General features: G+C 70.3%; 14 protein-coding genes. 8 read left to right on the forward strand and 6 right to left on the reverse strand.

Annotated features, from left to right (window positions below):
* Positions 1–194: 194 nt before the first annotated feature.
* Entirely contained in the window at positions 195–416 is a 222-nt protein-coding gene (locus R6V09_RS01220; protein WP_317879423.1) for a hypothetical protein, read from the forward strand.
* A gap of 167 nt (positions 417–583) precedes the next feature.
* Here the strand turns inward: R6V09_RS01220 and R6V09_RS01225 are convergent, their stop codons facing one another.
* Complete coding sequence (locus tag R6V09_RS01225) at positions 584–1,234, reverse strand: MBL fold metallo-hydrolase (protein WP_317879424.1); 651 nt, start codon at positions 1,232–1,234, stop codon at positions 584–586.
* A 118-nt stretch (positions 1,235–1,352) separates the two neighbouring features.
* Here R6V09_RS01225 and R6V09_RS01230 point away from each other — a divergent pair, with 118 nt between their 5' ends.
* On the forward strand, positions 1,353–1,643 hold the full coding sequence (locus tag R6V09_RS01230; RefSeq protein WP_317879425.1) for a hypothetical protein: 291 nt from the start codon (positions 1,353–1,355) through the stop codon (positions 1,641–1,643).
* Here the strand turns inward: R6V09_RS01230 and R6V09_RS01235 are convergent.
* Entirely contained in the window at positions 1,638–2,324 is a 687-nt protein-coding gene (locus R6V09_RS01235) for a maleylpyruvate isomerase family mycothiol-dependent enzyme (RefSeq protein ID WP_317879426.1), read from the reverse strand. The two genes, R6V09_RS01230 and R6V09_RS01235, sit on opposite strands and share 6 nt — an antisense overlap.
* 225 nt (positions 2,325–2,549) lie before the next feature.
* Here R6V09_RS01235 and uvrA point away from each other — a divergent pair, with 225 nt between their 5' ends.
* The gene (uvrA, locus tag R6V09_RS01240; protein WP_317879427.1) at positions 2,550–5,528 is read left to right on the forward strand and encodes an excinuclease ABC subunit UvrA; all 2,979 of its coding nucleotides are present in this window, start codon (positions 2,550–2,552) and stop codon (positions 5,526–5,528) included.
* Between the two features lie 71 nt (positions 5,529–5,599).
* Here the strand turns inward: uvrA and R6V09_RS01245 are convergent, their stop codons facing one another.
* From R6V09_RS01245 to R6V09_RS01260, 4 genes are all read right to left on the reverse strand, one after another.
* Positions 5,600–6,511, reverse strand: a complete 912-nt coding sequence (locus R6V09_RS01245) for a carbohydrate kinase family protein (protein WP_317879428.1) — start codon at positions 6,509–6,511, stop codon at positions 5,600–5,602.
* Entirely contained in the window at positions 6,508–7,575 is a 1,068-nt protein-coding gene (locus tag R6V09_RS01250; protein ID WP_317879429.1) for a LacI family DNA-binding transcriptional regulator, read from the reverse strand. Before R6V09_RS01250 ends, R6V09_RS01245 begins: the two co-directional genes overlap by 4 nt.
* Before the next feature lie 160 nt (positions 7,576–7,735).
* Entirely contained in the window at positions 7,736–8,680 is a 945-nt protein-coding gene (locus R6V09_RS01255; RefSeq protein ID WP_317879430.1) for a hypothetical protein, read from the reverse strand.
* A gap of 213 nt (positions 8,681–8,893) precedes the next feature.
* Positions 8,894–9,265, reverse strand: coding sequence for a response regulator (locus tag R6V09_RS01260; RefSeq protein WP_317879431.1), 372 nt, complete (start codon positions 9,263–9,265; stop codon positions 8,894–8,896).
* Positions 9,266–9,438: 173 nt separating this feature from the next.
* Here R6V09_RS01260 and R6V09_RS01265 point away from each other — a divergent pair, with 173 nt between their 5' ends.
* From R6V09_RS01265 to rapZ, 5 genes are all read left to right on the forward strand, one after another.
* On the forward strand, positions 9,439–10,839 hold the full coding sequence (locus R6V09_RS01265; protein ID WP_317879432.1) for an ABC transporter substrate-binding protein: 1,401 nt from the start codon (positions 9,439–9,441) through the stop codon (positions 10,837–10,839).
* Between the two features lie 171 nt (positions 10,840–11,010).
* Positions 11,011–13,716 carry a PAS domain S-box protein gene (locus tag R6V09_RS01270; protein ID WP_317879433.1) on the forward strand — a complete coding sequence of 902 codons (2,706 nt, stop codon included), beginning with the start codon at positions 11,011–11,013 and terminating at the stop codon, positions 13,714–13,716.
* A gap of 466 nt (positions 13,717–14,182) precedes the next feature.
* On the forward strand, positions 14,183–14,854 hold the full coding sequence (locus R6V09_RS01275) for a response regulator transcription factor (RefSeq protein ID WP_317879434.1): 672 nt from the start codon (positions 14,183–14,185) through the stop codon (positions 14,852–14,854).
* Between the two features lie 109 nt (positions 14,855–14,963).
* Positions 14,964–17,006 (forward strand): excinuclease ABC subunit UvrC, encoded by a 2,043-nt coding sequence (gene uvrC, locus R6V09_RS01280; protein WP_317879435.1) that lies wholly within the window; start codon positions 14,964–14,966, stop codon positions 17,004–17,006.
* A complete protein-coding gene (gene rapZ / locus R6V09_RS01285) occupies positions 17,003–18,007 on the forward strand; it encodes an RNase adapter RapZ (protein WP_317879436.1) in 1,005 nt (334 codons plus the stop codon). The genes uvrC and rapZ overlap by 4 nt, the downstream gene beginning before the upstream one ends.
* Positions 18,008–18,127 lie beyond the last annotated feature (120 nt).

Consider the following 18,127-nt stretch of genomic DNA (forward strand, 5'->3'; position numbering starts at 1 on the left):
TCAGGTGGATTCCGTAGGCCCTCGTTCGGTGCGCTAACACCGACGGGGGCCGCTTGCGTTGTCGGCTGGTTTCCCTTCCGACATCTCCACTCTAGGGAACATCGTGTTCCCTCGTCAAGTGGTTCACGCACTGGACATTCGGCATGCCGTGCGTAACATCAGGTTCCATGACTTCAGATGGAACACTATGTGTCATGGATAAGCGATCACTGACGCAGCTGGCGCAACGGTTCCGAGACTCAGAGGCGCGAACCGAGATCCTGCGACAAGAGCTGGCGGCAGCGATCAGGCAGGCCTCGGTCGACGACGTCCCGCAGAAAGACATCTGCGAGGCCACCGGCTACACCCGCCAACAGGTCCGCCGCATCGTGCTGGCCGGCGAGGACGACACCGACGCTCCGCTCGTGGCTGGCTGAGGCGCGCGCCCTGGCGGCGTCGAGCGGCCAAAGTTCCGGACGCGCTGAAGCGCCCTGGGTCGACCCCTACTTCGTTCGCTGGCGCGTGGACCGGTCGGCCCGCTGTGGCGTCGCAACATCAAAAAGGGGCCGACCCATTTCAGGTCGGCCCCAGCACGTTCAGGGGATCACCAGCCGCGAGCTCGCCACTCCGCGAGGTGTGGGCGCTCGTCGCCGAGCGTCGTGTCGTTGCCGTGGCCCGGGTAGATCCACGTCTCGTCAGGCAGGGTGAACACCTTGGCTTCGAGCCCGCTCATCAAGCTCTGGAAGTGATCCGGTTGTGTTGTCCGGCCAGGGCCTCCCGGGAACAGACAGTCTCCGGTGAACACATGAGGATGCCCGTGCGGGTCGTCGTAGACGAGCGCGATCGAGCCCGGCGTATGACCCACCAGGTGGCGGGCGGTGAGCTCCACCTGTCCCACCCGGATCGTGTCGCCGTCGTCGACCAGGACGTCGGTCGGCACCGGGATGCCGTCGGCGTCCTCGCGGCCCGCGTACGTACGCGCGCGCGTGCCCGTTACGACCTCGGCGAGCGCCTGCCAGTGGTCGCCGTGCTGGTGGGTGGTGACGACGGACGCGATGCCGTCGTCGCCGATCGTGCCGAGCAGGGTCTCCGCGTCGTTGGCCGCGTCGATCAACAACTGCTCGTCCGTGGCCCGGCAGCGCAATAGATAGGCGTTGTTGTTCATGGGCCCGACCGCGATCTTGGTGATCATCAGGTCCGTGAGTTCGTGCACATCCGCCGGTCCGCCGACCGTGACCTCGCCGCTGTACGTCATGACGGTCAGCCTAATCCGTTTCCGGAGGACGTTCCGAAGTGGCCGACGTCTCCCGGACGTTCGGGTGTGGAACCTTGATGCCTTGAACGCGGTGGCGACGGAGGCCGATCATTACCCCATGAGAGCCGAAGTGCGCACGTTCCTCGCCGACGGCCCGCTTCCCGACTGGGACGCGAGCGAAGAGGATATCGACAGGCGGGCCCGCCAACTCGACGCGATCTCGAAGCCGGTCACGGGAGAGGAGGCCCGGGCGCTCGTCTCCTGCTTCGGCCCGGACGACTGCTACGGCGTCGCCTGGACGCTTCTCCACCTCATCGAGACCGGCCCGAATCCGGTGCTCACCCACCGGCCCGCACCCGACGCCAACGAGTGGCACCAGCGGCTCTACGACCGGGCCGGGGGCCTATAGCGGCGGAAGCGTCGGCAAGGGGCCGCCGTCGACCGTCAGGCCGGCCCCGTCACGGCGTCCGCAGAGCCAGCCGAGCAGCTCCACGAGGCTTCCGGTGACGGTGACTTCGGGCTTCTCGGCGGACCGGCCCGTGCTCCACGCGTGCGTGCCGTCGGTGAGCCGTGTCGACGGCACCTCGGGGTGCCCGTCGAACCGCTCGACCAGGAAGTCGATCTCCCGCCGCGTGAACTCCTCGGGAAGATCCTCCAGTTCGTACCCGATCCCCATGTCCACGTGATGCAGCTCGACCTCGACCCACCGCCGGAACGGCACGCGCGACGCGCTGTCGACGACCCCGTTGCGCAGCTCCACCCGGCGCGACCAGTCCGCCGGAGCGGCGCCCACCGCCTGGAAGCCGGCCGCGCTCTCGCGCACGTCGGCGAGCTGGACGTCGAGAGGGCGCGGGGCGTCGCGCTCGATGTCGGCGTCTCGCATGCTCGCCGTGGCGTACATGGGGCGCCCCTCCAGGACGTTCACGAGGGCGTCCGCGTTGCGGGCGACATGGGCGAGGACGTGATTGCGGCTCCAGCCGGGGAGCCGTGACGGCTCGGCGGCCGAGGCGTTGTCCAGTGCGGCGGCTGCGGTGAGCAGCCGCTCGGTCGCATCACGTACAGAGGCCAGGTCATGAGCGTGATCAATCATGCTGCTGACCCTAGTCCCGCCACACCTTTGGGTGAAGGTGGTGAAGCAGTGCCGTAAATCGAATGCACGTGCTATATCGTCGGGTGCGGCGTCGGGCATGCTGGAAGGCCGGAGGTTGTTATGCCTCGGCCGGGATTCCGACCGGCGTTGTCAGTGGCTCCCCCTAGTCTGAGAACGACGGGGGCCCCGCCCCTGTCACTTCTCTCAAGAAAGGTGCGGACCGGCGTGGCCGACCGTCTCATCGTCCGTGGCGCGCGCGAGCACAATCTGAAGAATGTCTCGCTCGACCTTCCACGCGACTCGCTCATCGTTTTCACGGGCCTGTCCGGGTCGGGCAAGTCCTCCCTGGCCTTCGACACGATCTTCGCCGAGGGCCAGCGGCGCTACGTGGAATCGCTCTCCTCGTACGCCCGCCAGTTCCTCGGCCAGATGGACAAGCCGGACGTCGACTTCATCGAAGGTCTCTCCCCGGCGGTCTCCATCGACCAGAAGTCGACCTCGCGCAACCCGCGCTCGACGGTCGGCACCATCACCGAGGTCTACGACTATCTGCGTCTGCTCTTCGCGCGCATCGGCAAGCCGCACTGCCCGGAGTGCGGCCGCCCGATCACGCGCCAGTCGCCGCAGGCCGTCGTCGACAAGGTCCTCGCGCTGCCGGAGGGGAGCCGCTTCCAGGTCCTGTCGCCGCTGGTGCGTGAGCGCAAGGGCGAGTTCGTCGACCTCTTCGCGGACCTCCAGACCAAGGGCTACAGCCGCGCGCGCGTGGACGGCGAGACCATCCAGCTCTCCGAGCCGCCCGTCCTGAAGAAGCAGGAGAAGCACACCATCGAGGTGGTCATCGACCGTCTCACGGTGAAGGACTCCGCCAAGCGCCGCCTCACCGACTCCGTGGAGACCGCCCTCGGCCTCTCCGGCGGCATGGTCGTGCTCGACTTCGTCGACCTCCCCGAGGACGACCCCGAGCGCGAGCGCATGTTCTCGGAGCACCTGTACTGCCCGTACGACGACCTGTCCTTCGAGGAGCTGGAGCCCCGCTCCTTCTCCTTCAACTCGCCCTTCGGCGCCTGCCCCGAGTGCTCCGGCATCGGCACGCGCATGGAGGTCGACGCCGAGCTGATCGTCCCGGACGAGGACAAGTCCCTGGACGAGGGCGCCATCCACCCCTGGTCGCACGGCCACACCAAGGACTACTTCAGCCGCCTCATCGGCGCCCTCGCGGACGCGCTGGGCTTCCGCACGGACATCCCCTTCGCGGGCCTCCCGCAGCGCGCCAAGAAGGCCCTGCTGTACGGCCACAAGACGCAGATCGAGGTGCGGTACCGGAACAGGTACGGACGCGAGCGGGTCTACACGACGCCCTTCGAAGGCGCCGTCCCGTTCGTGAAGCGCAGGCACGGCGAGGCGGAGAGCGACGCCAGCCGGGAGCGCTTCGAGGGCTATATGCGCGAGGTGCCCTGTCCCACCTGTCACGGCACGCGGCTGAAGCCCGTCGTCCTCGCGGTCACGATCATGGACAAGTCGATCGCCGAGATCTCCGGGATGTCCATCAGCGACTGCGCGGAGTTCCTGGGCGGGATGAAGCTGGACGCCCGCGACAAGAAGATCGCCGAGCGGGTGCTGAAGGAGTGCAACGAGAGGCTGCGGTTCCTGGTCGACGTAGGCCTCGACTACCTCTCGCTGAACCGCGCGGCCGGCACCCTCTCCGGCGGCGAGGCCCAGCGCATCCGCCTGGCCACCCAGATCGGCTCCGGACTCGTCGGCGTCCTGTACGTCCTGGACGAGCCGTCCATCGGTCTGCACCAGCGCGACAACCACCGGCTGATCGAGACCCTGGTCCGGCTGCGCGACATGGGCAACACGCTCATCGTCGTCGAGCACGACGAGGACACCATCAAGGTCGCCGACTGGATCGTCGACATCGGCCCCGGGGCGGGCGAGCACGGCGGCAGGGTCGTGCACAGCGGCTCCCTGAAGGAGCTGCTGGCCAACGACGAATCGATGACCGGTCAGTACCTGTCCGGCAAGAAGGCCATCCCGCTGCCCGAGATCCGGCGCCCGCGCGACCTGTCCCGGCAGCTCACGGTGCACGGCGCCCGGGAGAACAACCTCCAGGACATTGACGTCTCGTTCCCCCTGGGTGTGTTCACCGCGGTCACCGGAGTCTCCGGATCCGGCAAGTCGACCCTGGTCAACGACATCCTGTACACGCACCTGGCCCGCGAACTGAACGGCGCGAGGAGTGTGCCGGGGCGGCACACGCGCGTGGACGGCGACGACCTCGTCGACAAGGTCGTGCACGTCGACCAGTCGCCCATCGGCCGCACCCCCCGGTCCAACCCGGCGACGTACACCGGTGTCTTCGACCACGTCCGCAAGCTGTTCGCGGAGACGACCGAGGCGAAGGTGCGGGGCTATCTGCCCGGCCGCTTCTCCTTCAACGTCAAGGGCGGTCGCTGCGAGAACTGCGCGGGCGACGGCACCATCAAGATCGAGATGAACTTCCTGCCGGACGTGTACGTCCCGTGCGAGGTGTGCCACGGCGCCCGGTACAACCGGGAGACCCTGGACGTCCACTACAAGGGCAAGTCCATCGCCGACGTCCTGAACATGCCGATCGAGGAGGCCACGGAGTTCTTCGAGGCGGTCCCCGGGATCGCCCGGCACCTCAACACCCTCAAGGACGTCGGCCTCGGCTACGTCCGGCTCGGCCAGTCCGCGACCACCCTGTCCGGCGGTGAGGCCCAGCGCGTCAAGCTCGCCAGCGAGCTGCAACGGCGCTCCACCGGCCGTACGGTCTACGTCCTGGACGAGCCGACCACCGGCCTGCACTTCGAGGACATCAGCAAGCTCCTCACGGTGCTGGGCGGCCTGGTCGACAAGGGCAACACGGTCATCGTCATCGAGCACAACCTCGACGTGATCAAGGTGGCCGACTGGGTCGTCGACATGGGTCCGGAGGGTGGCGCGGGCGGCGGTCTCGTCATCGCCGAGGGCACGCCCGAGCAGGTCGCCGCGGTGGGGGCCAGCCACACCGGCAAGTTCCTGCGCGAGATCCTCGACTCCGACCGGATCAGCGACGGGGCGCCGGTGAAGGCCCCGCGCAAGGTGGCTGCCAAGAAGACCGCGGCGGTCGCGAAGAAGACCGCGGCGCCTGCCAAGAAGGCCGCGCCCGCGAAGAAGACGACGCGAGCCCGCAAGGCCTGACCGGAGCAAGGACACCGATGCGGCGCCTCGCGGGGGACTCCCCGAGAGGCGCCGCATTCACTCAACGTCCCCTACAGATCGCCCAGTTCGGAGGCGTACGGCGGCTCCGCCCCCGCCCGTGAACATGTGATCGCCGCCGCCCGCGCCGCGAACCGCAGCAACCGGGTCCAGCCGTCGCGGCCGAGGCGGGCCAGCCCCTCCGGAGACAACGCGTCCTGGGCGGACAGGCCGTGCAGCAGCGCCGCGTTGACGGTGTCGCCGGCCCCGATCGTGTCCACGACGTCGACCTTCTCGCCCGGCACCGGATACACCGTGCCGTCCCGGGTGAACGCGGTGAGGCCCTCCCCGCCCTGGGTGATCACGACGGCCGAGGGACCGGCGTCCAGCCACTCACGGGGATTGCCCCCCAGCCACAGCGCGTCCTCCTCGGAGAGCTTCAGCAGCGACACGTGCGGCAGCCAGCTCTTGAAGCGTGCCCGGTAGGCGTCCGCGTCGGGGATCAGACCGGCCCGGATGTTCGGGTCGAGCGCGGTGAAGACGCCCTGTGCGGCAGCGGTCCGCATCAGCTCCTCGTAGGCGCTCGCGCCCGGCTCCAGGACGAGCGAACAGGTGCCGAAGGACACCGCCCGGGTCTCGGCGGGAAGCGCGTAGGGCATCGCGAAGAGCCGGTCGGCGGTGCCGTCGACGTAGAAGGAGTAGGTGGCCGAGCCGTTCGCGTCGAGCGTGGCCGCCGCGAGCGTGGTCGGCTCCGGGCCGCGCTGTACGTCCAGTACGTCCACGTCGGCCTGGAGCAGCCCGGCGAGCAGGGCCTCGCCGAACGCGTCGTGGGAGACGCGCGAGCAGAAGGCGGTGGCGGAGCCGAGGCGGCCGAGGGCGACGGCGGTGTTGTAGGGGCCGCCGCCGAGCGCCGGCTTGAGGACCGCGAGGGCGCCCGGGCCCTGCGGTACCAGATCGATCAGGGCCTCACCGGCGACGACGATCACGAGACGTTTCCCTTCGTGGACTTCTCGGGCTGCTCGGGGCAGCCGCACGACGTGCGGTGGACGAACGCGCAGGGGAGCCGCAGGACACGGGCGGGCCGGTCCGGCGCGGCGAGCCGGTCCAGCAGCAGCCGTACGGCTTCGGCGCCGATCTCCTTGCTGGGCTGGGCGATCGCGGTGAGCCGGGGCTCGAACAGGTCCGCCCAGGCGAAGTCGTCGAAGCAGCACAGCGCGAGGTCGCCGGGGACGGACAGCCCGTGTTCGCGCAGGGCGCGCAGGGCGCCGATGGTCATCGCGTTGTTGGCGGTGACCAGGGCCGTGGGCGGGGCGGCGAGGGACAGCAGGGTCGAGGTGGCCCGCTCCCCGCCGGCCGACTCGGAGTCGCCGTGCGCCAACAGCCGCTCGTCGTAAGGGAGTCCGGCGGCGGCGAGGCCGTACCGGTATCCGGCGATCCGCTCGCCGGTGGTGCTGAGCCCGGGCAGGCCCGCGACGAGGCCGATACGGCGGTGGCCGAGTCCGGCGAGGTGGGTGACCAGCTGTGCCGTCGGTTCGATGTTCTCGGCGCACACCTGGTCGAAGGCGCACGCCTGGTCGGAGGGGGACGGGTCGTCCGGGGGCGCCTCGACCACCCGGTCCAGGAAAACCGTCGGTACGGAGTGCCGCCCGAGGTGGGCGACGAGGGCGCCCGGGTCCGCCGACGGCGCGACGATCATGCCGTCCACCCGGCGCTCGTGCAGGAGTTGGACGACCTTGAGCTCGTGCTCCGGGTCGTCGTGCGGGTCGGCGATGAGCAGGCTGTAGCCGTGCTCCAGGGCACCGGCCTCGACGCCCTGGAGGATCTCCGTGAAGTACGGGTTGCTGATCGCCGACACCGCGAGGCCGATGGAGCGGGTGCGGGATGTCACCAGGGAGCGGGCGAGGGTGTTGGGGATGTAGCCCAGTTCCTCGATCGCGCTCAGCACGGCCTGCCGGGTGCTGGGCAGCACCGGGCGGGTGTCGTTCAGGACGTGCGAGACGGTCGCGACGGACACACCGGCGCTGCGGGCGACGTCCACCATGGTGGCCACCGTGAGTCCCCCTCTCTGAAGCACGGCAGGTCTTCCGGCCGGGAACTTATCCCATCCGGTGTCCGACGTAAACGCTTGCGCAAACGTTTACGTACCGTGAGCTCCTCCGGGATCACAACGTCGAGCCGCTGCAAAAACTGAAGGTGACGGCCGAGGCGGCTCAGTCCCAGTCCCAGCCGATCCCCACGATCCCCGACCGCATCCGCGGCTCCACGAGGTGCACCGAGTGGTGTCCGGTCAGGCGCAGCTCCTGACGGCCGCTGCGCGGGGCCGCCGCCGAGTGCTGGGTGAAGCGGTGGCAGCGCGTCGGCAGCGCGTTCTCGTCGAAGCTCACCTGAAGCGCGTACTGGCCGCCCGCGGAACCGAAGTCACGGACGTACTCGCGGGAGACGCCGGCGGTGCCGTCCTCGACGCCGTAGCGGAAGAGGAACGTATCTCCGGAGCGCAACCGGGTGCCGAAGAGGAGCTCGGCGACCAGCACGCCGGTCTCGTGGTGGCGGCGGACGCGGCCCGTCCGGCAGTTCTCCAGGGCGTGCACGGTCATGTGCTCCGGGGTGCAGCCGGGGTCGCCGTAGTGGACGGCGATGAAGCGGTCGATGCCGTCCCGGTGGGCGCGGACGATGTGGTGCGACTCGCGGCTCGCCAGCTCGCGGCGCGGGCCGACGCGCACCCGCTCGTGGTGCCCGAAGGTGTGCAGCCCGCTGTCGGGCGTGCACTCCAGCTCGGCCAGCAGCTGTTCCAGTACGCCCGAGGCCTCGACGAAGGAGCGGTAGGAACGGGCCGCGGGGCGGGCGGCGACCGCGCGTTCCTCGGCCTCGGCGAGCAGCCGGATCAGCGACTCCTCCGGGAGCTGGAGGATCTCCTCCAGCGCCCGTACGGCCCGCAGCGACTCGGGGCGCTGCGGGCGGCGGGCGCCCTGCTGCCAGTAACTCAGGCTGGTGACGCCGACCTTGACCCCGTAGCGCGTCAGATGGTGCTGGACGCGCTGCAGTGGCAGTCCGCGGGCGGCGATGGCGGCGCGCAGTGCGACATGGAAGGGGCCGCCGCGCAGGGCCGAGTCGAGTTCCGCGGTGGCGACATCCGCCTGCTGTGTGGCGTGCGGCATGCAGGGGCCCTTTCTGTGAATGTTCACAACGGCTGGTCAGGCCGTTCACGCGGCTTGCTTCGGGGCCCCCGTCGGCATCGGAGAAGGGTCTTCACATCCGTACGCCGTCGTTCACGCCCAGAGTTCCCCCGCATTGAAGCGTGTTGACCAAGTCCCGACAACACCTGTCGCCCAACAGCCCGGTGTGACCTGGCCGAGTCGTGGTGGGTGGGTTCAGGGCGGTGCGGTCGGCCCGTCGTCGCTCAGGACGTCCCTGATGGCCCGCGCGGACAGGGACGACTTGTGCAGGAATCCGTGCGCGGGGCTGGCGGCGATCAGTTCCTGGAAGTCCTCCCGGGAGTGGGTCGAGATGAGGATCACCGCCGGTACGTCGCCCACCAGGCGGCGCGCGACGTCGAAGCCGTTCTCGCCGTCGAGGTCGAGATCGACCAGGACGACGTCGGGGGCCGTCTCCCGGGCCCGGGAGACGGCGTCCGCGCCCGTCGAGGCGAAGCCGACGACCTCGACTCCGCCACGTTCCAGCACGGCGCGAGCCGCCTCCAGGAACCGGGCGCTGTCATCGACGAGGAGACAGCGCAGCGACATGTCCACAGCTTGCCAACCAGTGGTCGGTCGCGCCTTCCAGCTAGCCGGAAAGTGCTGAAGTCCCGTGCCATGAACGGAGGTTCTCGTGCACACAGGGCGATGGCGACGCGACGGGCGGTAGCATGTCGGGACCCTGGGGGAGGCCGAGTCGTCTGGTCGAGTGGGGGTGTGCCATGAGCGGTACGAGCGCCACGCGCGCGTGGCCCGCGGTCCGTCGGGTTCGCCGGATCCGGGGCACCCTGGTCCCCTGGGTGCTGTGCGCGGCCCTGCTGCTGGCCGCGTGCGACGGCGGCGGGAGCGACGCCAAGGGAGCGAGCGCGTCCCCGAAGGACACCACCTGCGACGGGAAGATCAACGGCACCGCGCACATCACCGTGTGGTTCCACGCGGGCCCGAGCGGCGAGTTCACCACGCTGCAGAGCCAGGTGAAGGAGTTCAACAAGCGGCAGAAGCAGGTGCGGGTCGAGCTGGTCACCCTCCCGAAGGACCGCACCTACACCGACCTCGTGCTCTCCGCCGCGGCCAGCGGGGACCTGCCCGACCTCCTCGACTTCGACGGGCCCAACCTCTACAGCTACGCCTGGTCGGGCAAGCTCCGGCCGATCGACTCCTGCGTGCCCGCGGGCGTCCGCGCCGACCTGCTGCCGACGATCCGCCAACAGGGCACCTACGCGGGCAGGTTGTGGGGCGTCGGCACCTTCGACTCGGGCATGGGTCTGTATGTGCGCAGGTCCGCCATGAAGAAGGCCGGAATACGTGTCCCGACCGGCCCGAAGGACGCCTGGACGGCCACCGAACTGACCGGCATCCTGCGCAGGCTCCGCGCGCAGGGCTATCAGGCGCCGCTCGACCTGCGGCTCGTCTACTCGCAGGCGGGCCAGGAGTGGAACACCTACGGCTTCGCGCCCGCCGTGTGGTCGGCGGGCGGCGACCTCATCGAGCCCGGGAACCACCGCACCGCCGACGGCTATGTGAACGGCCCCGGTTCGGTCAAGGCGCTCACCACCCTGCAGAACTGGGCCAAGGCGGGGCTCATCGACATGGTCAAGGACGACAAGGCGTTCGTCAGCGGCCGCAGCGCGATCTCCTGGTGCGGCCACTGGACCTATCCGGAATTCAACAAGGCGTTCCCCGGGGACGTCACGATCGTCCCGCTGCCCGACTTCGGCCGGGGCACCGTCACCGGCATGGGCTCCTACCAGTGGGGCGTCCCGGCGGGCAACGCCGACGGGGACGCCGCATGGCGCTTTCTGTCCTTCCTGCTCCAGCCCGCCCAGGTGCACCGGATGACCGTGGCCAACGGGGCGATCCCGGCCACCGAGAGCGCGGTCAGGATCTCGCCGCAGTACGCCCCCGGCGGCCCCGAGCACCTGTTCATCGAGCAGCTCCGGGACGGCGTGGCCCGCCCCCGGCCGCAGACTCCGGCCTACCCGGCGATCACCGACGCCTTCTCCCGGGCCTTCGCGAAGATCATCTTCGATCGCGCGCCGGTCAGGGCCACCCTGGACGAGGCCGCCAAGAAGATCGACAAGGACCTCGCGGCGCACGACGGGTATCCGACGAACACATCGTGAAAACGGGTGCCACGCGTGTGTGCCCGCCCCGAGCGACACGCGCGTGTGCCCGACTTCGCGGTACCCGTCCTCTCCAAGACCCTGACGATCGAGGCCGGTTCGGGGCAGGCTGAGCACGTGACCGACCACCATCCTCACTCCCCACCCACCGGCCGCTGCTGAGAGCCTGCCATGTGCCGCCCCCGGCCCCCCGCCGCCCTCCGCGTCCCCTTCCTCGCGCGGCTGCGCGTCGGGCGCAAGCTGATGCTCCTGGTGCTGCTCCCGGTGACCGGCATGATGGCGTTCACCGCGTTCGGCGCCGTCTCGCAGTGGCACGACGCGCAGACCCTGCGGGACTTCCGAACGGCGACCGAGCTGTCGTTCCGGACCACCGCGCTGACCGACGCGCTCGCCAGGGAACGCATCGCCGCCGTGAAGGCCCGGCTGCGTCCCGGACCGGCGACACTGGGGGAACGCACCGGGGCGCAGCACGCCACCGACGGAGCCCTGCACGCGGCCCTCCTCGACACCGCCGGCTGGACCGGACCGCCCGACGTGCAGGGCAGGTTCGACGCCCGCAGCCGTCAACTGCGTGCCCTGCGGCTGCAGACCGGGACCGGATCCCTCACCGCGCCCCAACTCGCCGCCCAGTACGACACGATCGAGCACGACCTCCTGGAGCTGGCCGCCACCCTGGAGTCCGGCCGCCCGACCCGCACGTCGGGCCAGGCCGCAGACGCCCACATCGCGCTCCTGAACGCCATCGAGGCCGCCGAACGCGAACGCACCGAGCTGGCCGTCCTGTTCGCCGCCCCGGGAGCCCCGCACCCCACCGCCACGGACCGCTGGTCAGCCCTGGAGAAGGCGCTCCTGGACGACTTCGGCCAGACCGCGCCCGCCGGCCTCAGGGGCAGGCTGTACGTCGTCCTCCTCCAGCACCCCGGCCTCGTCGTCCGCAAGACCCGCGAGACCCTTGCCGACCCGCACGCCGAGCGGAACGCCTGGCCCACGTACGCCGGTTGGCTGACCGCCTCCTCCCGGCGCATCGACGCGCTGCGCGTCATCCAGCACCGCGCCGCCGCGGAGCTGGGCCGTGACGCCACGCGCGACCTGGACACCGCACGCTCGCGTGAGACCCGCGACCTCAGCGTGTCGCTGGCCGTCCTGGCCGCCGTCACCGTTCTCGCGCTGGCCCTGCGCCTGTCGATCACCCGGCCGCTCAGCGAGGTCTCCGCGGGCGCCCGGGCGCTCTCCGAGGGCGATCTGTCGTACGACATCCGGTACGCCGGCCGGGACGAACTCGGCGCCGTCGCCGACACGTTCCGCGAGCTGCGGATCACCACCGAACGGCTCGCCGCCGAGATCAGCACCATGAACGCGGCGATCGACGACAACCGGCTCGGCCACCGCGCGGACGTCGTCGCTTTCCAGGGGACGTGGGCACAGCTGCTGGGCGGCATGAACGGCACCATGGCGTCCTTCGCCGCGGCCCACGGGCGACGCGACAAGGCCGAGCAGGAACTGGCGAGCATCTTCCACCTCTCCCTCGACCTGTTGTGCATCGCGGGACTCGACGGCTACTTCAAGCGGGTGAACCCCGCCTTCGAGCGGACCCTCGGCCACTCCGCCGAGACGCTGCTCGGCAGACCGTGGCTGGAGTTCGTGCACCCGGAGGACCGGGCACGCACGCGTGCCGTCCTCGACCGGCTGGCGAGCGGGGTCGAACTGGGCGAGTTCGAGAACCGCCTCCTCCGGGACGACGGCACCGAACGCTGGCTCCAGTGGAGCGCCCGCCCGGTCGCCGGAGAAGGCCTGATCTACGCCGCCGCGCGCGATGTCACCGAGAGCCGCCGCGCCGCCCGGGAACAGACCGCCCTGCGCCGGGTCGCCACCCTCGTCGCGCGCGGGGTGCCGCCGCGCGAGGTGTTCTCCGAAGTCGCCGACCAGGTGGGAAAGGTCCTGAGCAGCGGCTCGGCCGCGGTCCTGCGCTACGGCGCCGACGGAACGGCCACCGTCCTCGGTTCCGCCCGTGGGCCCACCGCCGAGACCGACACGGCCGCGACGGCACAGGAGGTGGCTCTCACCACCCGCCCCGCGCGCGTGGGCCGCTCGGTGGGCGCCCCCATCGTCGTGGACGACCGGCTGTGGGGTGCCGTCGTCGCGACCGCCGCCGGACCCGAACCGCTGCCCCCGGGCACCGAGTCCCGGCTCGCCGACTTCACCGAACTCGTCGCCACCGCCCTCGCCAACGCAGACAGCCGCGACCAGCTCTCGGCGTCACGCGCGCGCGTGGTGGCGGCCGGGGACGCTTCCAGGCGCCGTATCGAACACGATCTGCACGACGGTGTCCAACAGCGGATCGTCTCGCTCCAACTCGACCTCAGAACGGCCCAGTCGATGCTGGACGAACAGCCGGAGGAACTCGCCGAGCAACTGGACCACATCGCCAAGGGCCTGGACGACGCCTTCACCGACCTGCTGCAGGTCGCGCGCGGCATCCATCCCGCGATCCTCTCCAAGGGCGGCCTGGGCCCCGCCCTGCGCGCGCTCGCCCGCCGCTCGGCCGTCCCGGTGGAACTCGACCTGCGCCTGCCCCCGGGCCGGCTCCCGGAACAGACGGAGGTCGCCGTCTACTACGTGACCTCCGAGTCCTTCACCAACGCCGCCAAGCACGCGCGCGCGAGCTTCGTGCAGGTGACGGCGCGGGCCGGGGACGACGTCCTGGAGGTGACGATCGCCGACGACGGAGTGGGCGGCGCCGACCTCGGGCACGGCTCCGGGCTCATCGGACTCGTCGACAGGGTCGAGGCGATCGGCGGCAAGCTGCGCGTCGAGAGCCCACCGGGGGAGGGCACGACGCTCACCGTAAGGCTGCCGCTGCCCCGGACGGAGTCGTGACCGCCCGAGGCGTACGCGATGGGGGTCCAGGCCGGGGGGAGCCGTGGACTCGGTGACGTTGCGTACGCGTCGGGCGGTCTTCTCGGACGGAGAGGCGACCGTCCGGCTCTAGGGGTGCCGCGGGGCCGGCGCGCAGCTGCTTGGCGCGCACTATGTCCGGGTCCCGGGGGTCCAGGAAGTCCTTCGGGGACCGGGTGTCGTCCTCGTACCGGCGAACACGGACCGACCGCCGTCGTCCGTCCGCCCGTGTCCGCCGCATCTCCCGCAGCCCTTCCGACCCGCGGCCCCTCACTCCTCGCCGGGGGCGACCGGTCCGCTTGCCTCTGCACTGCTACGAGAATCGCCCGAACACGTCCCCTTGTCGTCACGGTCACCCCCCAATCCCCCTACCCGCTAGCCGTACCCCACCGGGTCCGGCAGGCTGTGCCTGGCGCACGGCACCGGTCGGGCAGGGGGAGCCGAGACGATGGACGCATTGCAGCGGACCGCGCGGGGACGGGTCGTACTCGCGGACGACGACGTCCTGCTCAGGGAGGGTCTGGCTAGCCTGTGCGAACGCCTGGGCTACGAGGTGGCGGGCCAGGCGGGCGACGCCGTACGGCTCCTGGAACTGGTCGACACCGAGCGGCCCGACCTCGCGATCGTCGACATCAGGATGCCCCCGGACCACTCCACCGAGGGCCTCAAGGCGGCCCGTACGATCCGGGAGCGCCACCCCGACACCGGAATCCTCGTCCTCTCGGCGTACGTCGAGGTCGAAGAGGCCCTGGAGCTGCTGGCCGGCGGGCACAAGGTCGGGTATCTCCTCAAGAGCCGGGTCACGGTCGTCGACGACTTCATCGAGGCCCTCGACCGCATCCACAAGGGCGGTTCGGTCGTCGACCCCTCCCTGGTGCACGAGTTGTTCTCGGCGCAGCGCCGCGACGATCCGCTGTCCGTGCTCAGCAACCGCGAGCGCGAGGTCCTGGCACTGATGGCGGAGGGCCGCTCCAACGCCGGCATCGGCCGCAGACTGTGGGTCACCGAGGGCACCGTCGAGAAGCACGTCCGCAGCATCCTGGGCAAACTCCGCCTTCCGGAGGCCGCCGACGACCACCGCCGGGTCCTGGCGGTCCTCACCTTCCTGGAGTCCCGGTAGAAGTGCCTACAGGACTCCGACAGGCGTTCCGGCAGGAGTCCCGCCGGGCATGCCCGGCGTTGTCCACAGCCCCGCCGCGCTGTCACTCCGCGCCAGTAGGGTGTGAAACATGGCCGATCCCTCCAGCTACCGCCCCAGGCCGGGAGAGATCCCGGACTCGCCCGGGGTCTACAAGTTCCGCGACGAGCACCGCCGGGTGATCTACGTCGGAAAGGCGAAGAGCCTGCGCCAGCGTCTGGCGAACTACTTCCAGGACCTGGCCGGACTCCACCCGCGCACGCGCACGATGGTCACCACGGCCGCGTCGGTGGAGTGGACGGTGGTGTCCACGGAGGTCGAGGCACTTCAGCTGGAGTACTCCTGGATCAAGGAGTACGACCCCCGGTTCAACGTCAAGTACCGCGACGACAAGAGCTACCCGTACCTCGCGGTGACGATGAACGAGGAGTACCCGCGCGTGCAGGTGATGCGCGGTCACAAGAAGAAGGGCGTCCGCTACTTCGGGCCGTACGGACACGCGTGGGCGATCCGCGACACCGTGGACCTGCTGCTACGCGTGTTCCCCGTCCGCACCTGCTCTGCCGGCGTCTTCAAGAACGCCACCCGCACCGGCCGCCCCTGCCTGCTCGGCTACATCGGCAAGTGCTCCGCGCCCTGCGTCGGCCGCGTCTCCGAGGAAGAACACCGCGAACTGGCCGAGGAGTTCAGCGACTTCATGGCCGGCCGCACCGGCACCTACATCCGCCGCCTGGAGCAGCGGATGACGGAGGCGGCCGAGGAGATGGAGTACGAGCGGGCGGCCCGCCTGCGCGACGACATCGAGGCCCTGCGCAAGGCCATGGAGAAGAGCGCGGTCGTCCTCGCCGACGCGACCGACGCCGACCTGATCGCGGTCGCCGAGGACGAGCTGGAGGCGGCCGTCCAGATCTTCCACGTCCGCGGCGGACGCGTGCGCGGCCAGCGCGGCTGGGTCACCGACAAGGTCGAGGACGTCACCACCGCGGCCCTCGTCGAGCACGCCCTCCAGCAGCTCTACGGCGAGGAGACCGGGGACTCCGTCCCCAAGGAGGTCCTCGTCCCGGCCCTGCCCGACCCGGTGGAACCGGTCCAGCAGTGGCTGACGGACCGGCGCGGGTCGAACGTGTCACTGCGCATCCCGCAGCGCGGCGACAAGAAGTCCCTCATGGAGACCGTCGCACGCAACGCCCAGCAGTCGCTGATCCTCCACAAGACCAAGCGCGCCTCCGACCTCACCACCCGCTCGCGCGCCCTGGAGGAGATCTCCGAGGCCCTCGACCTGGACAGCGCCCCCCTCAGGATCGAGTGCTACGACATCTCGCACCTCCAGGGCGACGACGTCGTGGCCTCCATGGTCGTCTTCGAGGACGGGCTGTCGCGCAAGAGCGAGTACCGCCGCTTCCAGATCAAGGGCTTCGAGGGCCAGGACGACGTCCGCTCCATGCACGAGGTGATCACCCGCCGCTTCCGGCGCTATCTCGCCGAGAAGGAGAAGACGGGGGAATGGGCGGACGGCGACGAGCTGAAGGACGAGGAGGGCCGTCCCAAGCGGTTCGCCTATCCGCCGCAGCTCGTCGTGGTCGACGGCGGGCAGCCGCAGGTCGCCGCCGCCAAGAAGGCCCTGGACGAACTGGGCATCGACGACATCGCCGTGTGCGGTCTCGCCAAGCGTCTGGAGGAGGTCTGGCTGCCCGACGAGGACGACCCCGTGGTCCTGCCCCGCACCAGCGAGGGCCTCTACCTCCTCCAGCGCGTCCGCGACGAGGCCCACCGCTTCGCGATCACCTACCAGCGCGCCAAACGCGCCAAGCGCTTCCGGGCGAGCCCCCTGGACGACGTGCCCGGACTCGGCGAGACCCGCAAGCAGGCGCTGATCAAACACTTCGGTTCGGTGAAGAAGCTGCGATCCGCGACAATCGATCAGATCTGCGAGGTTCCGGGCATAGGTCGCAAGACCGCCGAGACCATCGCGGTGGCCCTCGCCCAGGCGGCCCCGGCCGCACCCGCCGTGAACACGGCGACTGGAGAGATCATGGATGACATGGAAGACGGGACACCCGGGACGACGGCGGGTGCACCGGGGGAGCCCGTACCCGCGGGCGCCCCGGACGAGCGACGGGGGCAGGAGACATGAGCGAACAAGAGAAGCAGCCCACAGCGGACCGAGATCGGACGCACAAGGAGTCGGGCGAGGATCAGGCTTCGCAGCAAGAGGTCCAGGACGACGGAGCACAGGTGAGTACGGACAGCACGACCCCCGGGGTGCCCGAAGCGGCCATCCCCGAGCTGGTGATCATCTCCGGCATGTCCGGGGCCGGGCGGTCCACCGCCGCCAAGTGCCTGGAGGACCTCGGCTGGTTCGTCGTCGACAACCTCCCGCCCGCTCTGATCCCCACCATGGTGGAGCTCGGCGCCCGCTCCCAGGGCAACGTGGCACGGATCGCGGTCGTCGTCGACGTACGCGGACGGCGCTTCTTCGACAACCTCCGCGAGTCCCTCGCCGACCTGGAGTCGAAGAACGTCACCCGGCGGATCGTCTTCCTGGAGTCCTCCGACGACGCCCTGGTGCGCCGCTTCGAGTCCGTGCGCCGCCCCCACCCCCTCCAGGGCGACGGCCGCATCGTCGACGGCATCGACGCCGAACGCGAGCTGCTGCGCGAACTGCGCGGCGACGCCGACCTGGTCATCGACACCTCCAGCCTCAACGTCCACGAACTGCGCGCCAAGATGGACGCCCAGTTCGCCGGCGAGGAGGAGCCCGAACTGCGGGCCACCGTCATGTCCTTCGGCTTCAAGTACGGACTCCCGGTCGACGCCGACCTCGTCGCCGACATGCGCTTCCTGCCCAACCCGCACTGGATCCCGGAGCTGCGCCCCTTCAACGGCCTCAACGAAGAGGTCTCGGCGTACGTCTTCAACCAGCCCGGCGCCAAGGAGTTCCTCGACCGCTACGCCGAGCTGCTCAGGCTCATCGCGGCCGGCTACCGGCGCGAGGGCAAGCGGTACGTGACGATCGCGATCGGCTGCACCGGCGGTAAGCACCGCTCGGTCGCCACGGCGGAGAAGCTCGCCGCGCGGCTCGTGGCCGAGGGCGTGGAGACGGTGGTCGTACACCGGGACATGGGACGGGAATGACAGGACGTAGCCCACGGCTCGGCCGGCTGCGCCGAGTGGTGCCCGAGGGACGTACGACCAGGCCCGTCGAGGCGCGCGGTGGCAAGCCGCGCCGGCGCGGCACCCAGCCCAAGGTGGTCG

The sequence above is a fragment of the Streptomyces sp. W16 genome (assembly GCF_033194735.1).
Lineage (GTDB): Bacteria > Actinomycetota > Actinomycetes > Streptomycetales > Streptomycetaceae > Streptomyces.